Annotated in this window: 21 protein-coding genes and 1 tRNA gene; 6 read left to right on the top strand and 16 right to left on the bottom strand. The window is 35.7% G+C overall.

Features of this window, described 5'->3' with window-relative positions; genetic code table 11:
- Positions 1–121 precede the first annotated feature (121 nt).
- From K8344_RS08215 to K8344_RS08200, 4 genes are all read right to left on the bottom strand, one after another.
- Complete coding sequence (locus K8344_RS08215) at positions 122–760, bottom strand: NAD(P)H-dependent oxidoreductase (RefSeq protein WP_237608251.1); 639 nt, start codon at positions 758–760, stop codon at positions 122–124.
- Positions 761–929: 169 nt separating this feature from the next.
- Complete coding sequence (locus K8344_RS08210; RefSeq protein WP_237608250.1) at positions 930–2,156, bottom strand: hypothetical protein; 1,227 nt, start codon at positions 2,154–2,156, stop codon at positions 930–932.
- 27 nt (positions 2,157–2,183) lie between these two features.
- A complete protein-coding gene (locus tag K8344_RS08205; protein ID WP_237608249.1) occupies positions 2,184–2,321 on the bottom strand; it encodes a hypothetical protein in 138 nt (45 codons plus the stop codon).
- A 114-nt stretch (positions 2,322–2,435) separates the two neighbouring features.
- Entirely contained in the window at positions 2,436–6,326 is a 3,891-nt protein-coding gene (locus K8344_RS08200; protein WP_237608248.1) for a hybrid sensor histidine kinase/response regulator transcription factor, read from the bottom strand.
- A 214-nt stretch (positions 6,327–6,540) separates the two neighbouring features.
- Here K8344_RS08200 and K8344_RS08195 point away from each other — a divergent pair.
- Positions 6,541–6,625 (top strand) — tRNA-Ser (locus tag K8344_RS08195).
- Positions 6,626–6,659: 34 nt separating this feature from the next.
- Here K8344_RS08195 and K8344_RS08190 read toward each other — a convergent pair.
- The 12 genes from K8344_RS08190 to K8344_RS08135 form a co-directional block, all read right to left on the bottom strand.
- Positions 6,660–6,872 (bottom strand): hypothetical protein, encoded by a 213-nt coding sequence (locus tag K8344_RS08190; protein ID WP_237608247.1) that lies wholly within the window; start codon positions 6,870–6,872, stop codon positions 6,660–6,662.
- 1 nt (position 6,873) lies between these two features.
- Entirely contained in the window at positions 6,874–8,613 is a 1,740-nt protein-coding gene (locus K8344_RS08185; RefSeq protein WP_237608246.1) for an efflux RND transporter periplasmic adaptor subunit, read from the bottom strand.
- 13 nt (positions 8,614–8,626) lie between these two features.
- Complete coding sequence (locus K8344_RS08180) at positions 8,627–9,109, bottom strand: DUF305 domain-containing protein (protein ID WP_237608245.1); 483 nt, start codon at positions 9,107–9,109, stop codon at positions 8,627–8,629.
- Positions 9,110–9,113: 4 nt separating this feature from the next.
- Positions 9,114–11,159 carry a heavy metal translocating P-type ATPase gene (locus K8344_RS08175; RefSeq protein ID WP_237608244.1) on the bottom strand — a complete coding sequence of 682 codons (2,046 nt, stop codon included), beginning with the start codon at positions 11,157–11,159 and terminating at the stop codon, positions 9,114–9,116.
- Between the two features lie 28 nt (positions 11,160–11,187).
- Positions 11,188–11,643 (bottom strand): heme-binding domain-containing protein, encoded by a 456-nt coding sequence (locus K8344_RS08170; RefSeq protein ID WP_237608243.1) that lies wholly within the window; start codon positions 11,641–11,643, stop codon positions 11,188–11,190.
- A 93-nt stretch (positions 11,644–11,736) separates the two neighbouring features.
- Positions 11,737–12,351, bottom strand: a complete 615-nt coding sequence (locus K8344_RS08165; RefSeq protein WP_237608242.1) for a DUF3347 domain-containing protein — start codon at positions 12,349–12,351, stop codon at positions 11,737–11,739.
- Positions 12,352–12,454: 103 nt separating this feature from the next.
- Positions 12,455–13,723, bottom strand: a complete 1,269-nt coding sequence (locus K8344_RS08160; RefSeq protein ID WP_237608241.1) for a TolC family protein — start codon at positions 13,721–13,723, stop codon at positions 12,455–12,457.
- Positions 13,724–13,762: 39 nt separating this feature from the next.
- Positions 13,763–14,080 (bottom strand): four helix bundle protein, encoded by a 318-nt coding sequence (locus tag K8344_RS08155; RefSeq protein WP_237608240.1) that lies wholly within the window; start codon positions 14,078–14,080, stop codon positions 13,763–13,765.
- A 71-nt stretch (positions 14,081–14,151) separates the two neighbouring features.
- Positions 14,152–17,964 carry an efflux RND transporter permease subunit gene (locus K8344_RS08150; RefSeq protein WP_237608239.1) on the bottom strand — a complete coding sequence of 1,271 codons (3,813 nt, stop codon included), beginning with the start codon at positions 17,962–17,964 and terminating at the stop codon, positions 14,152–14,154.
- A 147-nt stretch (positions 17,965–18,111) separates the two neighbouring features.
- Positions 18,112–18,528, bottom strand: a complete 417-nt coding sequence (locus K8344_RS08145; RefSeq protein WP_237608238.1) for an HYC_CC_PP family protein — start codon at positions 18,526–18,528, stop codon at positions 18,112–18,114.
- A gap of 108 nt (positions 18,529–18,636) precedes the next feature.
- A complete protein-coding gene (locus K8344_RS08140; protein WP_237608237.1) occupies positions 18,637–18,999 on the bottom strand; it encodes a hypothetical protein in 363 nt (120 codons plus the stop codon).
- Positions 18,999–19,271 carry a hypothetical protein gene (locus tag K8344_RS08135; protein ID WP_237608236.1) on the bottom strand — a complete coding sequence of 91 codons (273 nt, stop codon included), beginning with the start codon at positions 19,269–19,271 and terminating at the stop codon, positions 18,999–19,001. The genes K8344_RS08140 and K8344_RS08135 overlap by 1 nt, the downstream gene beginning before the upstream one ends.
- 548 nt (positions 19,272–19,819) lie before the next feature.
- Between K8344_RS08135 and K8344_RS08130 the strand changes: the two genes are divergently transcribed.
- The 5 genes from K8344_RS08130 to K8344_RS08110 all read left to right on the top strand — a co-directional run bounded on the left by K8344_RS08130 (position 19,820) and on the right by K8344_RS08110 (position 24,949).
- Positions 19,820–20,452 carry a Crp/Fnr family transcriptional regulator gene (locus K8344_RS08130; protein ID WP_237608235.1) on the top strand — a complete coding sequence of 211 codons (633 nt, stop codon included), beginning with the start codon at positions 19,820–19,822 and terminating at the stop codon, positions 20,450–20,452.
- Between the two features lie 67 nt (positions 20,453–20,519).
- Positions 20,520–21,329 carry a sulfite exporter TauE/SafE family protein gene (locus tag K8344_RS08125; protein WP_237608234.1) on the top strand — a complete coding sequence of 270 codons (810 nt, stop codon included), beginning with the start codon at positions 20,520–20,522 and terminating at the stop codon, positions 21,327–21,329.
- A 240-nt stretch (positions 21,330–21,569) separates the two neighbouring features.
- On the top strand, positions 21,570–21,839 hold the full coding sequence (locus K8344_RS08120; protein ID WP_237608233.1) for a heavy-metal-associated domain-containing protein: 270 nt from the start codon (positions 21,570–21,572) through the stop codon (positions 21,837–21,839).
- Positions 21,840–22,146: 307 nt separating this feature from the next.
- Positions 22,147–23,490 carry an MBL fold metallo-hydrolase gene (locus tag K8344_RS08115; protein WP_237608232.1) on the top strand — a complete coding sequence of 448 codons (1,344 nt, stop codon included), beginning with the start codon at positions 22,147–22,149 and terminating at the stop codon, positions 23,488–23,490.
- 124 nt (positions 23,491–23,614) lie between these two features.
- Entirely contained in the window at positions 23,615–24,949 is a 1,335-nt protein-coding gene (locus tag K8344_RS08110) for a cytochrome ubiquinol oxidase subunit I (RefSeq protein ID WP_237608231.1), read from the top strand.

The following is a 24,949-nucleotide window of genomic DNA, read 5'->3' as shown; positions in this document are numbered from 1 at the left end:
AATCGACTTAGTATTTCAACTGTAAACTTACTGTTCATATTTTATTTCGTCATAGCTTTCCTTACTCTTTTACTTTATTCAAGATAAATTAAGTCGAAGGAAATTCTAATTCCAGCTAAATTTATTTGAACTCTATGGTTAATTCATCAACGCCACGACGAACTTTTTTAAGATTTATAAAAAAATCAGACTCATCGCGATAACCGACAGGCAATACAATTACCGATTCTAATCCTTGTTTGTCTAGACCTAGTAAAGCATCGTATTTTTTTGGTTCAAACCCTTCCATTGGACAGGCGTCAATTTTCTCGACTGCACACACCGTTAGTAGTGCTCCTAATGTTAAATAAAGTTGGTTAACCATCCAATCCTTTATTTCCGAACTATCTTTTTCTGTAAACGAATCGATTAGATTTTTTTCAAAAGGTTCTAAAATAGTTCGTGGGGTTTTTCGCAAGCCCTCTACTCTTTTAAAATGGTCTATAATAAACTCTTCATTTATACTTTTTTCTATGCATAAAATTAAAACGTGAGATGCATCTCGAACCTGAGGCTGATTATACGTAATCGGCATTAACTGCTCCTTAATTTCAGAGTTGCTAACAACTACCAATTTTAAAGGTTGCAAGCCAAAAGAAGTTGCAGTAAGATTAAATGCCTCTTTTAAAACATTTAATTTTTCTTCAGTTAATGTTTTAGAAGGGTCAAATTTCTTTGTTGCGTAACGCCACTGCAATTTTTCAATAGTAGTAGAAGTCATTTAAAAAATGAATTAATATTAAATGCAAAAATAGCGATAAAAATTTTGAACTTTTATCGCTATTCTATTGCTGCTAATTAAACAATTTAAAAATTATTTAATGAGTTAATATCAATGTAGATAATTTAAGAAATTACTTGTTTTAATATTTGAACTTAAAATTAAGTATCTACTGAACGGTTGTTACTTTGAATTTATAGGGCGTGTTCCAATGGTCTGGAATTGTTTCATTGTTATATTGGTTAATGACCGTTTTTCTTGAACCCGATATCTCAACCTTTATAATGTAAATCCCTGGTGGTAAAGATTGATTTGTGGTAGTGTAAAACCGTCCGCCATCTTCATTAATATCTCCAGAAATAACGTCGTAATTAACTCCTAACACCACGCCGTCAGGGTTTAATATATTTACATTTAACTTTATCGAAGTTGGCACTTGAAGTAATTCCATTTGTAATTTTGCTGTTTCAAACACTTGTACTTTATAATAATCGAAAGTTTGTGGAGCCCCTGAATCATTATAGTTTAACTTATAACCAGTAATGGCATAAGCTTCAATACTTTCATTTTTAGGAATTGCTTTTGCTTCTTCTATGAAATCGTTTGGTTCGTAACAATCCATCCTTCCAGTGAAGGAATATTCGATAGTGTAATTAACAGGATGATCTACATTTATGTAGGACGAATATATAGCATCAACATCATAGCTAACTCCCGGATGCACTAAAAAGCTTGACTTTCTCTGTGTTTCATTTTGACTTCCTATAGCCGTTCCGCTCGTGATAGCTCCATTAGGATCATCTGATGATTTTATTATCATTTCTGGTATAACACCACTGTCATTCGTTAATTTTACGGTGTAGTATCCTCCCCCGGCATCGGTAACAGCAGACAATAATCCTGGATAGTTATGTTCGTCATTAACTTGTGCCCATGTGCCATTTTTCATGGCCGTATAATCACCTACTTGATACGGACTGCAATCATTTTGCTCTGCTAGCTGTCGTACCCATTTCTGTACGTTGCCCGAGCCACTACTTGAAACAGAAACTCGAAGCGTATCATCAGCCGCTAGTTTCATAGTAGCATCGTAATATTGGTCATCACTTCCCAATTCTTTATGTTCATAGGTATCACTTTGCGTTGCTACTATTGATTTCCATTTTATAGCTCCAGTGTCAAAATTTGAATTGGCTGGGTTCACAATTGTTCCTGTGTTATCCACCACATTTACCAACATTCCATTATTATTAGGATTATTGCCTCCTACCCTATACCAATCTCCTTGAATGTTATCTAAAGTATATTGTGGCGGCGCTGTTTCTTCATTGTCAGAAGAACAACTCACTAATAGTGACAGAAGCAGTAAACAAATAATTTTCATTGAATTTTTCATACTTTTTTAATTTAGTTAATAGTGATTTTAGCTTTTTTTAAATTTTATACTTTTAATTACTTCATTTTTATAGAGTATGTTTAATACATAATTCCCCATTTTTAAATGATCGATACTCATATATATTTCATGAACTATTTTGTCATCTTGAATGGGAGTTTTCATATAATGTGGTTTTCTTAACCAAAGCTAAGGTGAATTAGAAGTGTACCATAGAAGATATGTGCCAAAACATAATACGTATGTTTCAACAGCGAGAATTACACGGTTAATTATTAGTTATGAGATATTTGAGAGATACTCGTTTGGTGTGCAGTTATACACTTCTCTAAAACATTTACTGAAATAAGATGGGGTATTAAATCCAACCTGATAAGCAATTTCTGAAATTGTCGCATCGGATTCTTTAAGCAGACCAATGGCCAATTTTAATCGTTGCGAGCGAATAAATTCACTTGCAGACATCCCTGTTATAGCCTTCAGTTTTCGATGAAGCTGAGTGCGACTCATAAGCATAAGTTCACCAAACTGATTACTAGTGAATTCAGGATTGGTAATATGTTCGTCAAGAACAGTTTTTAAGCGGTTTAAAAAATCACTTTCGGCCGAAGTAATTGCCAATTCTGGAGTTATACTCAGGGTTTTACTGAAGTGTTTTTGAAGTTGCCTCCTGTTTTCAATGAGCTTTTCCACTCTTAATTTTAGTTTCTCACTGTTGAATGGCTTAGTAACATAAGCATCGGCCCCAGTTTTTATACCTTCAATTTCGCTTTCTTCACCTACTTTGGCCGTGAGAAGAATTATTGGGATATGACTAGTAAGCTCATTTGTTTTAAGAGAATTACAAAGTTCTATCCCATCAACTTCAGGCATCATGATATCACTAATAATTAAATCTGGAATTTGTGATAGTGCCTTTTCTATTCCGAACTGTCCATTTTTAGCTTCAATAATGCGATAGTCATTTTTAAATATAGAAACTATAAATGTGCGAATATCCGCTTCGTCTTCTACAATTAACAATAACGGTTTATCTTTTTCTGAAACTTTATTTGTAGGTTTTAAAGGAGTTTCGTTGCTTAGCTTTTCTTCAGTCGAAATAATTTCATCGTCGCCAAAAGATTCTTTATTAATAGGAAGAGAAACAGTAAATTGAATCTTATCATCGTCTAAGTTATTAGCGATAATGCTTCCTTTAGACAGTGTAACCAATTCTCTAACTAATGCCAGACCAACCCCCACGCCTTCCGAAAGTTTATTATCCTGATAAAAGCGTCTAAAAAGTTTGCTTAGGTCTTTTTTTCCAACAGATTCACTTTTATTTATTATAGATAGCACCAAAATTTTACCCTGCGTACTTGCCTCAAACACAATGTCACTTTCCTGAGGCGCGTATTTTATAGCATTAGAAAGCAAGTTGGATACAATCTTTTCTATCACATCCTTATCAAACCACACACGCTCCAAACTTTCAATTTTACTAGAAATAGCAATGTTTTTTTCTGAAGCTTTATATTGAAAAGCACTGATTAATTGTTTTAGTACTATGAAAAGGTTTCCATGTTTTACTGCTAGTCTTCGTTGCCCAGAATCTATCAACGACAAATCGAGCATCTGTTCTACCAAACTCAACAATCTATCGGCATTCTGTTTTACAAGTGAAAGCTCCTTTTTATCAGTTTTTGAAATCTCAGGTTTCGAAAGTTGATTTTCTATCGGCCCGGAGATAAGTGTTAATGGCGTTCGGAATTCGTGTGAAATGTTTGTGTAAAGTTTTGTCCTAAATTCCTCAAGCTTTTTTAATCGCTCGGTTTCTTCGTGTTCTAACCGCAACTGGTTTTTTATTTCCCATCGCCATTTTAGATATCTGTATAGGTAAAATCCAAAAAGCAAAAACAACAATATATAGATGGCTTTCGCCAAAATGGTTCCGTACCAAGGTTTTAAAATTGTAAAGGAGTACGTTTTTGGAGTAGTATTCCATATTCCATCATAATTACTCGATATAACTTGAAATTCATAATCGTTGGGTGGCAAGTTGGTGTAATGCGCTATATTGTTATTACCAGAAAATATCCAATCTTCATCGTTGTTTAAAAGACGATACTTAAACTGATTGCGTTCAGGTTGTGAAAAATGAAGTGACGAAAAAGTAAAAGTAACCGTATTTTCATTGTGTTTTAAACTCAAATCTGGTGCAAGAGCTCGGTTTTTATTAAACACTTGAATACCTGTAATCACAGTTTTTGGTTTAATTGGGTTAAAGGTTAGCTGATTTGGATTAAACCAATTTAATCCCTCCAAACCTCCAAAATACAAGATTCCATTTTCATCTTTATAATAAGCGCCTGTATTGAATTCGAATGCCTGCAAGCCATCATAATTACTGTAGTTTTCAATTACTGAAATTGTATTATCATCAAATTTCAACTTTGAAATTCCTTTATTACTACTCACCCATAAATTCCCTTCGTCATCGGGAAGAATACCATAAATTACATTGTTTGGAAGTCCCTCCTTAGTTGTGAGATTCAGAATAGTTTTATCTTCTGGATGATAAATTTTTAAACCATCGCCGTTGGTACCGACAAAAAGATACGTACCATCAAAATAAAGTGACTTTATATTACTGTTTATAGCTTCAATTTTTGCTAACTCTTTTGTAACTTTATTTAATCTAAACAGACCATCATTCTCAGTGCCAATCCAAAGATATTTGTCGCCTCCACTTTCCACGGTTCGTATATTGTTTGTAGTGATGTATGAATTATCAATTGTAAATTGATTGAGAATTCCTAAGTTCTTATCAAACTCAATAAGTCCGTGATCGCGTGTAGCAAGCCAGATTGCTCCCTTTTCATCTTTGTAAATTTTCCAGATGGTATAGGAGGCTGTTTCCTTAAACGAAGTAAACTTTCCTTCTGAATCCAACAATTGTAGCCCTTCCGATTGATGACCTATCCACAATAAACCATCGTCATAGAGAAGACTCATGATTCTATCACTTAAAAGTTCGGAATCTTTAGATCTGTAAGTGAAATAATCTTGCTTATCGATATTTAATCGAGTTAAACCCTTTCCTGAAGTTCCTACCCAAAGATTATTTTTATTGTCCTTTGCTATAGATCTTATTACATCTACGTTTACGTTAAGCGGAATCTGATCGTTTGTGAGTACGTTAAACTTCACCAAATACTCATCATAATAACTCAAACCTGTACCATCTGTACCTAACCAAATTGTACCTGTACTGTCTTCATACAAACACAAAACATCATTATAATGCAATGCATAAGGATTGTTCTTGTTTTCGGTGAAATTTTGAATAGTTTCGTTTTCAAAATTCACCAAAAAGGCACCTTGACCATAAGTCGCAATCCACAGCTGATTTTTATTGTCTATTAAAAGATCCTGAATAATTAAATTTTTTGGAAGTTTAAAATTTTTAAACCCGAGAAATCTAGTAGGTAAACTTGCGTTTTGCTGTTTTATAAAAAGCCCTTTTCCATAACTCCCAATATAAAGCGTTTTGTTGGTGGATTGAGCGAGGGCACTAAAGTTTGTAGCAGGAAGAATTTTTTGAAATTCATAGGTTTCATTTTTTATTTCGAAATAGCCGTTTGCAGTAGTTGCTAAGATAGTTTGATTGTCAGTTTGCAGAAAATCGTAAATAGTATTTCGAGTATCTTTTGAATTTAAAAACTGAAGGGTGTCTTTTGTTTGGCTATTAGTTTTATAAATACCATTTTCAAAAGTCCCTAAATAATAGTTATTTGAAGTATCTTGAATAAGCGTACTTATATTTTCAAGATTAGAAATAATTTTAAAACTATCGGTCTTCGAATTATACTTTTCTAAATTTCCAGAATTAGAAGTTATCCAAATATCTCCATTTAATGCTACGTAAATTTTTCCTAATTTACTATAGGTTGCACGAGTAACATCTTCAAATTGAATATCGTAATGCGTAAATTCGCGTCCATCGTATTTGTTGAGTCCGTCTTGAGTTGCGAACCACATATACCCTATGCTATCTTGCGCTATACTTACCACACTATTTTGCGATAAACCTTGTTCTACGGTAAGTTCTTTAAAGGACACTTGCTTTTTACTCTGCGAAAAGACAAAGTTTGTCAAGAATAATGTGACAATTAATGTAAAAAGCTTCATTTGGTATAATTAGTTCTTTAAAGTTAATAAAAAAATTTTGCGCTGTTGTTTATGCAAGTTTCTTATTTCCAAATTGTTGCAAAGCCTTTTATTTCGCTGCATTAGCCAGCTAAAATTTTAACAAATAAAAACTTTAAAAAATGAATAGGATATTTAAAAAAGCTTTTTATATTTGCAGTCTCGTAAGCAAAACGCTTATGAAACGCATACCACAGGAGAAATGGCAGAGTGGTCGAATGCGGCAGTCTTGAAAACTGTTGAGGGTCACACCTCCGGGGGTTCGAATCCCTCTTTCTCCGCAAAAGGAAACCCACGACGAAAGTTGTGGGTTTTTTATTTAGTGCAACGACTCAAGCTTTGAGCTTGATGGAGGGGAACTAAATAAAAAAACTCAGCATCGCCTTTTCCTGGCGAGGCGTGGGTTTCTATGATTGTACTGGATTCCTTTTTGGGATCACATCCTATGTAATCCTCTTTCTCCGCGAAAGGAAACCCACAACTTTTTAGTTGTGGGTTTTTATTTATATATTCTATATGCCTATCCATCTTAATCAATTTCATCAGTTACTTCACCACATTTTAACATAGAGGCCCCATAATACGGATTCAAAATACCTTCTTCAGTACTTAACCAAAATGCTCCTTTGTCGCTATTAACCATCGGACAAAAATCTACATATACTTTTTGATTGATACCGTAGGTTTTTACTGCGTTTATCATATAGTTTGAAAGTATTTCAAAATTATCCCTTTGTTCTTTAATATTTGAAGTTTTTGAGATTGCTTCTGCAGCAGTTTGAAGCTCTTTTTCCAATTCCATCCAATGACTGTGACCTGGCTCCTCTTTTAAAAGTTTCATTTCAACTTTTTGTATGCTTTTTAGTAAGTCTGAAGCCGCTGTTTTAGGTTTTTCTGAGTCATCATTTACCAACGCTTTTTCAATTACAATATAGTCATCAAAAACCGCTTTTAACTGTTTCTGAAATTCAGAAGATACTTTTTGTCTTCCTATATCGGCTATTTTCTTTGAAGTATCTTCTTGAGTGTGATCTTGTGAATTCATCATACTCTTTTTTCCTTGAAGTTGTGCTGCCGCATCTACGGTAAATGTACCGTTTACTACTACTTCATCTCCGTTTGTAAGGCCATCTGTAATTATATAGTTTTCACCATTTTTCACGCCCAAGCTCACTTCGCGCATTTCGAATATTGGTTCGTCAGGATTTGTTTTTACATAAACCAAAGATCTATTTCCCGTCCATAGTACCGCTGTAGCAGGAACGCTAATAGTCGTTTCATTCCCGGTATTTTTAGGAAGATTTACTTTAGATGTAACAAACATTCCAGGTTTAAATAACCCTTCTTTATTATTTAATGTTGCTCTTACAGCAACTGTTCTAGATTGAGTGTTTAAAATTGGATCGATAAAAGATACCGTAGCCTCAAACTCTTTATTTGGATAAGCATTAGTGGTAACTGTAATTTTCTGACCTTCTTTCAATTGAGAAATCTGGTTTTCGTAAGCGTCAAACATAGCCCATACAGTCCCTAAATCACTTACTCTTACAATTGGTTGCCCTTGCTTAACATAGTCGCCTTCTTCTGCCAATTTTTCTGAAACTGTTCCCGAAACCGTTGCGTAAATGGGGAAATTCTCTCGTACTTTTCCAGAGGTTTCAATCTGATTAATTTGAGCCTCTGAGAGCTTCCACAATTTCAATTTATTACGAACTGCTTTATACAATGTAGGTTGCGATTCTTTCATTGAAGCTGCTGTTAAAAGTTCTTGCTGAGCAGCAACTAAGGATGGCGCGTAAATTGTTGCCAACAACTGACCTCTATTCACCTTTTCACCCGTAAAATTTACGTTTAATCGCTCTATTCTTCCTTCAAAATAACTTGCTTGTACGGCATTAGCTTCTTCATTAGGCATGATTTTACCAGAAAGAGACATACTATTTTCATCTTCATTTACAGCTTTACCCACTTTTACAGTTTGAATATTTGCCAATGCCATAGCATTGTTAGTCATTTTTATCTCGTTTAAGGCAAGTCCTTCAGCACCCGATTCTGCAGGTATTAAATCCATTCCGCAAATTGGACAGTCTCCAGGTTCGGGTTGCATAATCTGAGGGTGCATAGAGCAAGTCCACATTTCGTTAGCTGAAGCTGCCTCTGAATGATCGTGAGCAGCGGTTGTAGTATTTGCATCTCCACCAAATAGCAGATAGCCGCCCAAAAGCCCAACAATTAGGGCTATAGCCGCATAAATAACATTTTTGTTCATCTTATTTTTCCTTTTACTTATTGTTTTCCAATCGTTTAATCATAGCCTTCATTTCAGCTATTTCTTTTTCTTGTGCTTTTATAATATCGTCGGCGAGTTTTTTTACTTCTGGATCTTTTATATCAGCTCTTTCACTCGTTAAAATAGCAATAGAGTGATGTGGAATCATCGCTCTCATCCATAACACATCGCCTACAATAGGACTTTGAGCTCTCACCAACCCAAGGGCAGATACAAAAAGAACTAAACTTCCTATTAGTATTGCAATGTTCTTTTTCTTGTTTGTATACATTTTTCGCATAAAGAACCACATAATTACCGCCATAGTTGAAATACCTAAGCAAGTCATATAAAATCGTGTAAGGCTGAAATACACGTGGTCTATTTGATATGTATTCAAATACATAGTGATGTACATCGCTACGAATGAACTAGCGAGCATCAACATGAATTTTGTGTAATTGTTGTTTTCTGAATGTTGGTTTGAATTTTTCATAATATTAATTTTTAATTTCAGATTTTATACTTCTTTTTAGCAATTGTGCGTTTGCAGCTGCAATAATTGTGCTGATACTCATTAACGCAGCTCCAAAGGCAGGACTTATCATAAGTCCAGGGATAAATCCTGTTGCCAATGGTAAAGCCACTACGTTATAACCTGTTGCCCAAACCAGGTTTTGAACCATTTTCCGATAGGTCGCCTTTCCAAACAAGATTAGATTGACAATATCTTTTGGATTGCTGTCCATTAAAACGATGTCAGCGGTTTCAGCAGCTACGTCCGTACCTGAGCCAATAGCGATTCCTACTTCGGCTTGTGCCAGGGCAGGTGCGTCATTTACTCCATCCCCAACCATGGCCACAAACTCACCTTTTGTTTGGAGTTCTTTTATTCGGTCGAGTTTTTGGTCGGGTAGTACTTCCGCCATATAATCGTCGAGCCCTAGTTTATCGGCCACGTCCTTGGCTACTATCTCATTGTCGCCTGTGAGCAAGGATACTTTTATATTGTTTTTTTGAAGAGTTTTAATAGCGCCATAAGAACTTTCTCTAATTTCATCAGCGAAAGTTATAAAGCCAATCAACTCGCCGTCAATAACGGTGAATATCTTGGTTTCAACTCCTTCCTCTTTATCTTCGGCAACAGATTTTTTCAATTGTTCCAACAATAAAAATCCACCCACCTGCACTTTTTTGCCATTTACAATTCCACTTACGCCTACACCTGCCGTGTACTTAAAGTCGGTTACTGAGGGAATATCCAAATTTTCCTCATTTGCCTTTCGCCTTAATCCTTTGGAAATATGATGCTCAGATGGACTTTCAACGGCAGTGGCATATTTTAATAACTCTGTTTTGTCATAGTTTGAAGATAATGAAACAATGCGTGTTACTTCGTGTGAACCCTTGGTAAGTGTTCCTGTTTTGTCGAATACTATGGTCGATATTTTTCGAGAAGACTCAAAGGCTGTTCTATTGCGAATCAACAATCCATTTCTTGCGGAAATGCTTGTTGATATTGCGGCAACCAAGGGTACAGCTAACCCCAAGGCGTGCGGACAAGAGATTACCATAACCGTTACCATACGTTCCATTGCGAATGCCATCGTTTCGCCCAATGCCAACCAGGTAAAGAAAGTTCCAAAACCTAACACTAAAGCAATGATGGTAAGCCATTTTGCGGCTACGTCGGCCAATCGTTGGGATTTGGACTTTTGTTTTTGAGCAGCTTGTACCATATTTATCACTTTTGATAAATAGGCATTTTCGCCAATACCTTTAACTTGCACTTTTACAACCCCATTTCCATTTATGGCACCACCGATTACCTCATCATCCACGGTTTTGGTAACGGGTCTGCTTTCGCCAGTGAGCATGCTTTCATTAAGGTCACTTTCACCTTCAACAATTATCCCATCAGCAGGAACTTTTTCTCCGGGTCTAATTAGAATAATATCACCTTCGTTTAATTCACTTATTTGCACTTTTCGGGTTTGGCTCCCTTCCACGAGGTTTGCCTCATTTGGCATTAAATCAGCTAAGGCTTCCAAGGCTTTGCTGGCTCCCAGAATAGAACGCATTTCCAGCCAATGCCCAACAAGCATCACTACGATAAGCGTTGCCAATTCCCAAAAGAAAGTTTGGCCTTCGAATCCAAAAATAACCGCAGAACTATAGAAATAAGCTGCTGAGATAGCGACGGCAATGAGCGTCATCATCCCTATCGATTTGCTCTTCAACTCGCTTATCAAACCTGATAAAAATGGCCACCCTCCATAAAAATAGACGATGGTCGATAAAGCAAAAAGCACATAATCGCTACCCGGAAAAACCCACTCCACCCCTAGCATTCCCTGAATCATTGGTGATAAAGCTAAAATGGGTATCGTCAAAATGAGCGATATCCAAAACCTGCGTTTAAAATCGGCTATCATCATTCTGTGATGGTCGTGGCCCATATCGTGGTCGTGGTCGTGATTGGATTGATTATTTTCCTTCTTAGCTTTAGCTGGATCTGTATGATAATTATGTCCTTGGTGTTCCATATTATTTCATGTTTAGTTCAATTATAATTTATTGTAAACTATCTTTTAGCCACTTCATATATTCTATAACCTCCGCTTTTTCGACATCCGAAAATCCAGCATCCCTATGTATTAAAGTGTAGGAAAAAAGTGGCATCTCATTATCCTCAATTTGGCGAATAATTGATTTTAGCTTACTGTTCTTTCGGCGACTGGAATAGTCGTCCCATTCACTAAAATTCAATTCTTTTTTTCCTTCTTTTATATGATCCTCTAAAAACCAAGCAACAGGTTGTACTTTGTTATACCAAGGGTAAGCCGTATTATTGCTATGGCAATCGTAACAGGCTACTTGCAACAATTTACCGATATTATCCGGAGTATTATTAACTTTTATAAAATCGGTTTTTGGCACAAACTCGCTTTGGTTACGCGTTGTAGGTATAAATTGAATTCCTAAAAGAGCCACTAGTAAAATTGGTGCTATGATTTTTAAAATTTTCATAATAAATATGACTTAAAACGTTAGGACATAAGACGTAAGATTTTTGGAATTGTTTTATCGCCCTACGTCTTACGTCTATAAGTCCTACGCCAATTAGTTAATCTCCTTTTTCACTTTTCCACACTTCATCATTTTGCTTCCGAAATATGGGTTTTTAATTTCTCTCTCCATACTTAACCATGCACCACCACCATCAGCGTACATCGGGCAAAATTGCTGGTATAGGGTATTTTCCGTACCAGTAATTGCAACCATATCTGTAACATCCTTTGTCAACATTTGGAAATGTTCGCGTTGGTGAGCCACATCACTTCTACTAATATGCTCTGCATGCTCCGTTGCTACCTCAATAATATCTTTTAGTTCCGTTTGTTGTTCAGTAGTAAAATTGCTCACATCAAAAGATTGTAAGGTATTTTGAAGCTGTTTACCTGCATCGGCAGCAGCTTTTTCATCCGTTGCTACCAACGCATCTTTAAGTGTCATATAATCTGTCAAAACTTGCTTAGCTTGGAGGTTTTGAGTGTTGGAATCCATTCCGGTATTCGAAGCACTCATATTGTCATGATCCATACCTTTTTCGTGATTCATTTCAGAATGCATCCCTGCTTCTTCGGTATGCTCCGTCTTTTCATCTTTGCAAGAAATTACTGTTAGGCCTAAAACAGCTACTGCGATCATCATTGTTGTTACATTTACTTTTTTCATTTTGATTCTGATTTTGATTTTGATTGTAATTTAATATAGTTCTCGTTATTCCTTTATTTATGGTTGTTATCAAACACTCCTGCTATGCTTTTATATTTAAAATTTAATTGAACGGGATATAATAATTAATGATGCTGCTTTGTTTAAAATATTCAGCAACAGCTTCTATGCGCTTGATTTGAAATTGCAACTGCAATTCCTGTACATCTAAAACTTCATTAAAATTGATAGTGCCCGTTTCGTAATTCTTTAATAGGATTTCATTTGCATTTTCTGCTTGTTTTAAGTTTTCATCCTGAGTTTCAAGTCGAATTCGCGCTGCATCTTTATTTCTTAATGCAGTTTGAAGTTGTGTAAACAAACTATTCTGCGAAGCTTCTTTTTGAATGTTTAGTTCCTCATACCTCAATTTATTCTGACGCGCTACAGACTTGAATTTCTTATTAAAAATTGGAATAGAAAGTGTCGCCATGGGCATAACCATATTCGGAGCTTCGTTAAAAAGCATATATTCTACCCCTACTCCGAAACTCGGTGCGCTTTCTTTTTTATTAAGGGCATCGGCTTGAGTAACTACTTTGTTTAATTCTTCAAACTTTGTCAATTCGGGGTGAAAATTTAATTTTTCAAAATCTATCTCAGCCTCTTTTTCTGGAATAGTTAAGCTATCAACAACAGGTATATCCACAACATCCTTTCGGTTCATAATTTTATTAAAAACCGTTTGCTCTGATGCAAAATCCTGTGCCAAAACCATTTTCCTTTCGGCTAAATCATTCTGTCTCATTTGAAGTCGCAATACAGAAACAGCAGACGCTTGTCCTACTTCCACAGAGGTTAAGGCCATTTGTTCATAAACCTTTAATAGTTGGATATTAGAATCTAATACCTGTTGCTTTTTTGCTATTTCATACAAACGATAATAAGATTGTGACAAGGCCAAGGCAATCCTTCTTTTAGCGATGTCAATTTCCACTAAATCTGCGTCGGCAATAGCATTTGCATATTTTTCACGTGCTGCAATAGTTCCAAACCAAGGCAGCATTTGCATAACCGAAAATTCTGCTTGTTGCATCATCGGCATATTTCCTTCTCCAAACATATACCCACCTGAAAATTGAGTATCTGGCAAGGCATTAACCTCAGCTATTTTTTCAGTTGAAACTGCATGCTGCTTTTCCACTGCCTGAATATTTGGGTTGTTTTCTAAGGCTTCATCAATATAGGTTTGCAAATTTTGTGAATAACCAATGCCACTAATCAACATTATAAATAATGTAGATAGAAGCTGGATGCTGGATGCTGGACGCCTGGAATGCAGCATTAACATTTGTATATTCTCTTTTACTTTTATGAAATTTATTTTATTCATAGCTTTTCCAGTTTTGATATAATTTGGTCAACATTTTTCCTATTTGTTCATTACTTTTAGTAAATGCGGAATGCTCTTCTTTTCTATATAATTAAAAGCTAAGGCATAGTCTAGCCAATCTTGGGTTTCGGAATTCGAACCTAATGCATTTATAAGCTGCTGTTTAAAAACTGCCGCGTATTGTGGTTTTCCCCAACCTTCACTAATGTTGGCTGAATCAGAACGCAAGGAGCGCACGATTTGTGAAGTGAGTGAATATATTTCTTTCTTCGGAAATTTTCTTGTTCGCCAAAATGTATCCATGGCCAACGAAAACGCTTTCTTATGTACCTGTAAGTCCTTGTACGATATTATCATAGCTTCTGTGTTTTTATTTTAAGAACATTCAAAATTCCTATTTCTAATCTCCAACTTCCAACTTCCATTCTCTAGTTTTCTTTAATAGTTTTTAAACGTTTTTTCAATTTTGCTTCTCGTCGCCAGCTGAATAAAACCGGAACTACAAATAGGGTAATTAGGGCAATTAGCATCCCACCAAAACTTGGAATAGCCATCGGGATCATTATATCGCTTCCCCTACCTGTGGATGTTAAAATTGGTAATAAGGCAAGTATAGTAGTTGCCGTAGTCATCAAACACGGACGGATACGTTTTAACCCTGCTTCTAACACAGATGCTCGAATTTCCTTTACGCTTTCTGGATCATTCTTATCAAAAGTTTGCGTTAAATACGTTGCCATTACCACCCCGTCATCGGTAGCGATACCAAAGAGCGCTATAAACCCTACCCAAACAGCTACGCTTAAATTGATAGTGTCCATCTGAAACATTTGTCTTAGGTTTTCACCAAAGAAATTGAAGTTTAAAAACCAATCTTGTCCATAAAACCAAATCATTAAGAATCCTCCAGAGAAGGCCACCGCAATTCCAGTGAACACCATTAACGAGGTAGATACCGACTTAAATTGGAAATAAAGAATTAAAAAGATAATTGCTAGCGCCAAGGGTACAATAACTGAAAGCGTTTTCTCAGCTCTAATTTGATTTTCATAGGTCCCGGTAAACTGATAACTAATTCCTTTAGGAACCGTAAGTGCTCCGTTGTCAATTTTCTCTTGAATTAAAGCCTGCGCGTTTTCAACCACATCAACTTCCGCAAAATCGTTTAGTTTATCAAAAAGTACATAGCCTACCAGGAAGGTGTCTTCACTTTTAATAACCTGTGGGCCTTGCTCGTAGCGTATATCCACTAGTTCTCCTAAAGGTACAGGATTTCCTTTTCCTACTGGCACATAGATGTTTTGAAGATCTTGTGGATTAGCTCTTAGCTCTCTAGGGTAACGCACCCGCACTCCGTATCGCTCGCGCCCTTGAACAGTTTGCGTTAAAGGCATTCCCCCTACAGCAACCTGCAATATTTGCTGAACCTCTTCAATAGAAACACCATAACGGGCGAGACGCTCCCTTTTGATGTCTATTAACAAATAAGGTTTCCCAACAATACGATCGGCAAAAACGGCTTCTACTTTTACACCTTCAGCATGTTTTATGATTTCTTCAAGTTCAAGTCCGAAAGCTTCAATCTCTCTTAAATCCTGACCTTTCACTTTAATCCCCATAGGCGCACGCATTCCGGTTTGTAACATCACTAAACGTGTTTCAATGGGTTGTAATTTTGGTGCAGATGTCACCCCTGGGATTTTAGTAACCCGTACAATTTCATTCCAAATATCATCGGCAGATTCTATTTCAGGTCTCCAGTTTCTGTAAAATTCTCCGTCGTTATCGGGTATAAGGTCTTCTGAAGTTACATTGAACGCAGAAGAAATATCTCTTCCTTCTTCCGAAGCGCTCTCCACTGCGCTCGAACTGACATCACTATTGGGATTCTCCACAAGACCACCTTTCTTCAACTCGAAAAGTCCATCCTTATTCACTCTAAACCTCTGTCGTTTGCCTTCGTGGTTTAATGCGTATTCTGGCTTGTATAAAATTATATTTTCATACATCGACAATGGCGCTGGATCTAAAGCAGATTCGGTTCTTCCTGCTTTCCCTACAACTGTTTTAATTTCAGGAATCCCTGCAACCGCCATATCTAATTGCTGCAACACGCGTTTGTTTTCTTCTACCCCTGAGTGAGGCATTGAGGTTGGCATCAGCAAGAAAGAACCTTCATTAAGCGAAGGCATAAACTCTTTTCCAGTGTTCTGCCAAATAAGAACTCCAAAAACAACAATTAGCGTTGGCACAGAAAGGAAAACTATTTTATTGCCAAGTGCCCAAGTTAAAATTCGAGCGTAATATTTCTGAAACACCCAAAACACTCCAAGAAGTCCAAAACAGATAAATCCTACAAATAAAAGATTCCAAAATATACTTTTATCTACACCGAGTGGACGCCAGAACTCAGCTAATAAAAACACTACTGCTAGTGCTGAAATAAAGATGTTTATAATATTGGCACGCTCGTCTGTAAGCCAAATTTTATCAGAAATTTTTGATGCTATTTTTTCATCTTTTAAAAGTCCTGTAATTCCGAAACCGATTAAAATAAGACCTAACCAATAACCAAAAGTTATTGCAGCAATTCCTAAAATTATTAGAATTCCGTTAATTAAATTAGAAGTGACTTTTTTAATGTTTTTTCTTCGGAATAGATATGCTGCAAATGGTGGAATTAAAAATAACGCAACTATAAATACCGCTACTAACGCCGCTGTTTTTGTAAAAGCTAATGGGCGAAATAATTTCCCTTCTGCTCCTATCATCGTAAAAACTGGGATAAAACTGATGATTGTTGTAAGTACCGCAGTTAAAATAGCTCCTGATACTTCTGCACTTGCATTGTAAACAACCGAGTTGATTGATTGTTTTACCCCGGTTTCTAAAACCCGCTGTTTTTCTTCTTCCAAATGCCTAATAATATTTTCAGAAAGTATTACTCCAATATCCACCATAGTTCCGATGGCAATGGCAATACCAGACAGGGCAACAATATTGGCATCTACATTAAAGAACTTCATGGCGATAAACACCATTAACACGGCAACAGGTAGTAAGCCCGAAATAAGCACTGACGCTCGAAGGTTAAAAACCATTACAATAATCACGAAAATTGTAATCAGGATTTCTAAACTTAAGGCTTCGTCTAGGGTGTCTAATGTTTCCTGAATTAGTTCCGACCTATCGTAAAAAGGAACCACTGTAAGTTGTGAAATAGTTCCATCCGAAAGTTCTTTTGAAGGCAATCCTGCTTTAAGTTCTTCAAGTTTTCCTTTTACATTGTTAATTACTTCCATAGGGTTGGCTCCGTAACGCGCAGTAACAACGCCGCCAACTACCTCTGCTCCTTCCTTATCCAAAATTCCTCTTCGTGGCGCAGGGCCTAAACTAACATTTGCAACATCCTTAATTCGAATAGCAGTATAATTTTCAGAGGTAACTACCGCTTCTTCAATATCGGCTACAGTTTTTATATATCCCAAACCGCGCACTAAGTACTCAGCTTGGTTTATTTCCATGGTTTGAGCACCGATGTCTTTATTGCTTTCTTTTACAGCTTTTACAATTTGCGATAGACTGATGTTGTATTGCCTCATCAACTCTGGCTTTACATCAATTTGGTATTCCTGAACATAACCCCCGATAGAAGCTACTTCCGAAACCCCGCTAGCCGATGACAATGCGTATTTAACATAGTAATCTTGAATACTTCGCAGCTCGTGTAAGTCCCAACCACCAGTTACATTGCCATCTTTATCTCTACCCTCAAGCGTGTACCAATAAACCTGCCCTAAGCCTGTTGCGTCTGGTCCTAAGGATGGATTTACATTTTCTGGAAGTAAGCCAGCTGGAAGGGAGTTTAACTTTTCTAAAATCCTACTTCGACTCCAATAAAATTCTACATCTTCTTCAAAAATGATGTATATGCTCGAAAATCCGAACATCGAAGAACTTCTAATAGTTTTTACTCCTGGAATTCCTAACAGGGATGTAGTAAGTGGGTAGCTTATTTGGTCCTCAATATCTTGGGGAGAACGCCCTTCCCATTGGGTGTAAACTATTTGTTGATTTTCGCCAATATCCGGAATGGCATCCACGGCTACAGGATTACTAGGCAGAATACCAGTATCCCAATTAAATGGTGCGTTTACAACACCCATGCCTACAAAAAGTGCGAGTAACAATACTGCCACCAGTTTGTTCTCTATGAGAAATTTTATGCTTTTATTTAGCATTTGAATTGATTATTAAACAGTTAAACTTTGAATAAAATCCTAAGAGTTTAGGAAAATAAAATCAAGAATTTTGTCCTAAAATGGTAAAACCATAGGACAGCCTTATCCAATCTCACGATTATTATCGGAGTTGGAAACTGTTTAAAATCAAATTAAGTATGTCTCGTGAAGCTTCTGTATGTCCCGTATAAGAAAGGGAGGATTATAATTCCTAAACGGTATTATATTAGTGTCTAAATCTTCAAAAAGATTTATATAAGAATAGAAAAATGAAGCAACAAAAGTCTGTTGCTCTAAGCTTAATGTATCAAAAGAATGTTTTAACTCATCTTGACCTTCAATAAAAATTTGTTTGTCTGAACAACAAGAGTCTTCGAGAGTTTGAATTTCACAATCGCTAGTAGGCTTCTCCATATCCATACCGCAAGAGTGAGCGCTTTGGGTTAGCGAATAATCAACTAACATTTCTCCACAATAGTGCATATCTATGGTAAACGACATAGTGGTAACCATCACTAAAATCGCCATAAACACAGAAACTATTTTATGGAAAATTGAATTCATTACGCACAAAGATAGTGAGATAGAAGCATAGTTTTTCTAATTGTGAAATATTTAACAACTATAACTCGCAAAAGTAAATTGAAATATCAATAATACTAATCTGTAGTATTATTCAAATTTTTGAAGAACATAAAATACAATTCCTCCTAAAGCATAGCATACTACATCCCAAACATCTCCGGTATATCGATAGGATTGTTTTGGAAGGTAATATTCAAAAACTACCGAATATAGCACTACTAAACTTAAAATTGTGAATAAATCTATGCGAATGCTTTTGTCTTTTTTAATAAACCATGTAGTATGCAACCCAAGCATTGCTACCATTGGTATTACCAGAAAATCATTGAGGTGATTAAAAACCCAGTTAGGCGCAATTATTTCACAATATTTCAACCCTTGTACAAATAAAAACACTACTACTGAAAGAAGTACATAGCTATGTAATATTTTAAGTGGAAAATTGCGCATTAGATAAACAATAACGCTATTAACCAGGCTATAAAGCCGCCTACAACCATTATCACCATCCAGATAGAATGCAATAGATAATAAGTACCGCGAATTAGCAGAAAGCGATTGTTTTTCCACTTTTCAGTAAATGAATCTTCTTCTCCTTCAGGATCTGATACAATTTCGGGTTCAATTTTGCTTTCATTGTTTGTCGACGATACTTCCAACTCTTGCTTATCTAAATTAGCATTTTCGAGTTCGGTATTTTCGCCATTTTCTTTCTTCGACATATCATTCAAAATTCAACTTTCAAAAATACGAACTATTTAATTTGTAAAAGAATGATATAGTTCTTTATAAGTTTTTGAAGCTTTTATTTAGTTTTTCTAGAATTATTTAGAGTCTTTATATTTATCCATTCCCTCCACTATAAGTTTTAAACTTAATAAGGTAGCAACTAAACTTCCTACTTCCCAGACCTAAACCACCTATATTTTATATCATAGCACTAACTGTTAGTTTTGATGAAATTTAACTTAATATCTTCAAGAATCCAAGAACGTTAGAAATTGTTACTATAAGACTTCTAAAATAAAAATCGAAATGACTTCTGTTATGATTGACTTCGTATAAGTAATTAATAGCAATGGAAATGCTAATAATTATAACTCTAAAAACACTGCCATAAAAACCAATATCAATAAGCAATTCGCTCCGAAAACTTAAATTTTAAAGTGTATTTTTGAAATACGGAACAGGGTATTTATTTATTCCACTATAATATTTGACTTAAATATCAATAACCTCAACTCTTAACTACATAACTTTAACTTTAATCATGTTGGAAGAATTAAAAAAAAGCTACGGACATTTTTTTGAAAAAGAATTACTTAACGAAATTATAGAAGTAGGAGTAATTAAGGAAATACCAATAGGTTTTAAGATGATGGAAATTGGCGACTACGTAAAATCTATGCCGTTGCTTATTTCTGGGGCAATTAAAATTTTAAGAGAAAATAAGGAAGGCGATGAGCTCCTACTCTATTATTTAGAAAAAGGAGAAACTTGCTCAATGACAATGACCTGCTGCCTTGGGCAAAAACAAAGTGAAATTCGTGCCATTGCCGAAACAGATGCCAAACTAATAATGATTCCTGTTCAAAAGATGGAAGAATGGACTTCTAAATACAAATCGTGGCGAAATTTTGTTTTTGAAAGTTATCACAACAGAATAAATGAACTTTTGACAACCCTGGATAGTATTGCTTTCCACCAAATGGATGAAAGGCTAGAACAATATTTACGAGAAAAAGCTAGGGTAAATGAAAGTGATGTTATAAAAAACACCCACCAAGAAATTGCTTACGACCTCAACACTTCTCGGGTAGTAATTTCAAGATTGCTTAAAAAAATGGAGCAAATGGAAAAAATTGAACTCGGCAGAAATTATTTAAAAATTTTAAACTTATAATGTATGTGTAACACTAGTTACAACACAGGCCGTTTTAAAATATTACTTTTGGCGCAAGTTTAAATTTATGGAGGTATTAGAAGTTTTTGGATATATAAGTGCATTAGCAATTGGTGTGTCTTTAGGTATTATTGGTGGTGGAGGTTCTATTTTAGCCGTTCCCGTTTTAGCATATTTATTTTCTATAGATGAAAAAGCGGCTACAGCATACTCTTTATTTATTGTTGGGGCTAGTGCTTTGGTTGGAGGATTAAAACAACATTCTAAAGGTTTTGTAGATTGGCGAACTGCTATTGTATTCGGAATTCCTTCCATAGCCGGTGTTTCGTTAGTGCGGTATTTTGTAATTCCTATTCTACCAGAAGTTTTGTTTAGCATTGGCGATTTTGAACTCACCAGAAGAATGGGAATGTTTGGCTTTTTTGCGCTACTTATGATTCCCGCAGCTTTCTCTATGCTAAAGCCCAAGAAAGATGTTGCTATAAATAAGAATACTGAGGTAAAATACAACTACCCCTTAATCCTTCTCGAAGGATTGCTAGTAGGTGCTATTACAGGCTTAATTGGCGCTGGTGGCGGATTTTTAATTATACCTGCCTTGGTGATTTTAGCCAAGGTTAAAATGAAAATTGCCGTAGGAACTTCCTTGATTATTATCGCTTTTAAATCACTACTCGGTTTCTTTTTAGGTGATGCCCTTACCATGGATATCAATTGGCCTTTTTTAATGCTATTTACCGGAATATCATTCATAGGTATTTTTATTGGTAGTTATCTAAGCAATTTCATCGACGGGAAGAAACTCAAAAAAGCCTTTGGATACTTCATTTTTGTTATGGCTTTCTTCATTTTCTATATGGAGTTTATTGTAAAGTAAAACATAGAACATAGGACCTAGGACTTAGGACTGAAGGACGTAGGATTTAGGACATAATATGTAATACTTATTGTGTTCTGTAGGGTGTTTTTATTGTTTAATTTCATCTTCGCACCATTTTTCAACTTAAGCATATAGCAGAGTTCTTTTTTGTAACCTAGGTTACTGCCCCCCTTAAATTTCAGTCATATTTTTGAACATGAATAAATTCCATAAGGTTTACTTTAAAATAAAATAATTATGAAAAACTCAATTACAGTACAGAACTTAAAGTGCGGTGGATGTGCAAATACTATCACAAAAAACCTATCTAACTTTGAAAGTATAAGAGAAGTGCAAGTAGATGTAGAGTCAAGCACAGTTTCTTTCGAATCTGCCGATACTGAAGAAATATCGAGAGTAAAAGAAAAACTAAAAAGCTTAGGTTACCCTTCCTTAGAAGACGATAACTCACTTACTTCTAAAGCGAAATCGTTTGTAAGTTGCGCGACTGGGAAAATGTCTAGTTAAATTTTAAATAAAGTGAAAGCTACTGAGGTGTTGTCAACAAAAACTCCGAATTTACTTTTGTACGTTTAAAAACCAAACCCGACGTTCTTTGTAACCTGAGTTACTGTACTTTATTATTGAATATCTTATCTTTGATAGCACAAAGGAAATAGAAATTACATTAAAAGAGTTGACCCTGTAGTGTAACTTTAGTTTTTTAAGAATTGAATAAAATTAACCTATACGTAGAGCATATAGTTTAGGAGTTAGTTAAAAAAGCTCGTCTTTTTATCTGTACTCTGTGCTCTGCTCTTAATAAAAAATAATTATGAAAATAAAACAATTTGAATACAAGCCACTTTCACATTTTTCGTATGCAATTATCAGCGATGGAAAAATGGCTTTAGTAGATCCAGAAAGAAATCCGCAACAGTATTATAAATATGCCGAAGAAAATAACGCCGAAATAGTTGCCGTTTTTGAAACACACCCACACGCCGATTTTGTGAGTTCGCATCTTCAGATTCATAATGAAGCTGGAGCAACCTTATATTGCAGCCAAAAAACTGGGGCTGATTACCCGCATCAAGCCTTTGACGATGGGGATGAAGTTAAAATTGGAAATGCTACTTTTAAAGCTATTAATACACCAGGACACTCTCCTGATAGTGTAACATTTGTAGCTACGGAAGGCGACAAAACAGCGCTGTTTACAGGTGACACACTTTTTGTAGGAGACGTAGGGCGTCCAGATTTACGTGAAAACGCAGGTCACGTAAAGGCTAAGCGTGAAGAGTTGGCGAAAATGATGTTCGATACTATTCAGAATAAATTCACTCACCTACCGGATAACGCTTATGTGTACCCAGCTCACGGGGCAGGTTCATTATGCGGAAAAGGAATGAGTGCAGACGCAACTTCTAGTACTTTAGGAAATGAGCGTATGGGCAACTGGGCCTTCAAAAATCAAACAGAAGAGCAATTTGTAAACCATTTATTAGACGCTCAACCATTTATCCCACACTATTTTGGGTATAATGTTGATGTAAATAAAAACGGTGCTAAAAACCTTAGAACGTCGCTAGGTAAAATCGATCTTAAATTAAATGTTACTGAGTTAAATAAAGATTTATTAATCGTTGACATTAGAGATGAAAAAGATTTTAAGAAGAATCATATTGCTGGAAGTATAAACATTATGGCTACTTCGGACACTTCCAAGTTTGAAACTTGGTTAGGATCTATTGTTCGCCCAGATGAGAAGTTTCAAATAGTAGTTGATTCAATAGATAATGTTGAAAAAATACTTCAACGTACTGCTAAAATAGGTTATGAAGCGAACGTAGTTTCAATAAGTACGCTTGCGGAAAAAGCTTTAGAAAAATCTGATAGATTAAATCTTGGTGAATTTAAGGAGAACCTCAACGATTATACTATTGTTGATATTCGTAATGAAAGTGAATTTTCAGAAGGGAAGTTTTTTGACGATGCTATTACCATTCCGCTACACCAATTACGCGAGAAAGTAGGTGAAATACCTACAGACAAACCGATTGTGGTTCACTGTGCTGGAGGTTACCGAAGTGCAGCAGGTTCAAGTATTCTCGAAAAAGAATTAAACGCAAAAGATATTTTTGATCTTAGCGACGATGTAAACGACTTTAAAGATTAAAGTTAATCGGTTTATTACTTAGAAAGGACGTTATAATAGCGTCCTTTCTTCATTTTTAACAGTGATTATTACTTAAACATTACTTTCGATTTTATAAATTTGAGGGACTAACCCACAATCTGTTATGGAAGACATGATTTTTTACGATAGGATGCAATTTGCGTTTACTATCACTTTCCACTACTTATTTCCACAATTAACCATGGGACTATCTTTAATGATAGTTTATTTTAAGTGGAGATTCTTAAGAACTCAAATTGAAAAATACAACGATGCGGCTAAGTTTTGGATGAAGATTTTCGCTCTTAATTTTGCCATGGGCGTAGTAACAGGAATCCCAATGGAGTTTCAATTTGGAACCAATTGGGCCAAGTTTTCTGAGCTTACGGGGGGAATCATTGGACAAACCCTTGCTATGGAAGGGATGTTTTCGTTTTTTCTTGAATCTTCATTTCTAGGATTGTTCCTTTTCGGAGAAAAACTTTTAGGTCAAAAGCTTCATTTCTTAACAGGTTTCCTAGTCTTTCTAGGTTCTTGGGCGAGCGGCTATTTAATTATTGCAACCCATTCCTGGATGCAACACCCCGTGGGCTATGAAATACTAGAAAATGGAAAATTTGTTCTCAACAACTTTAGCGCCTTGTTTTCCAACCCTTGGCTCCTACCTTCATTTTTACATAACCAAATGGGTTCTTTAATCACTTCTTCCTTTGTAGTGGCTGGAGTTGGTGCGTTTTATATCCTTAACAATAAACACAGTGAATTTGGAAAACTATTCGTAAAAACCGGGGTTATTTTTGGTTTGGTTTCTAGCCTATTAGTCGCTTTTCCTACAGGAGATTGGGCAGCAAAAAACGTTGTAAAATATCAGCCAGTAACTTTTGCAGCCATGGAAGGTATTTTCGAAACTGAAGAAGGAGGTTCTGAAATTATCTTAATCGGTCAGCCCGACGTGGAAAATAAAAAGCTAGACAACAAGATTGCAGTTCCGAATATATTGAGCTTTTTAACCTACCAAAAATGGGATGCAGAGATTAAAGGTCTTAATGAATTCGATGAAAGTGTTTATCCCACAAACATCCCTGGCTTGTACTATTCGTACCACATAATGGTTGGTTTGGGAACTATTTTTATAGGATTATTACTTCTAGCAACGGTTCAGTTATTCAGAAAGAGACTTTATAAAACTAAATGGATTCTCTGGTCATTAATGTTTATGATTCCTTTTCCATATATCGCAAATACTGCAGGTTGGTATACTGCCGAATTGGGAAGGCAGCCGTGGTTGGTTTACAACCTATTAAGAACAGTCGATGGAATTTCCCCAACTGTATCATCTGGAAATACATTATTTACTTTACTTGGATTTATCGGACTTTACTTACTGCTAGGGCTATTATTTTTAATGCTCGCTGGAAAAATAATCTATAAGGGTCCTGAAACCACTAAACTCAACTAA

The organism is Aequorivita xiaoshiensis, assembly GCF_022008395.1.
Classification (GTDB): Bacteria; Bacteroidota; Bacteroidia; order Flavobacteriales; family Flavobacteriaceae; genus Aequorivita; species Aequorivita xiaoshiensis.
This window is presented reverse-complemented; position numbering and strand designations above follow the sequence as displayed.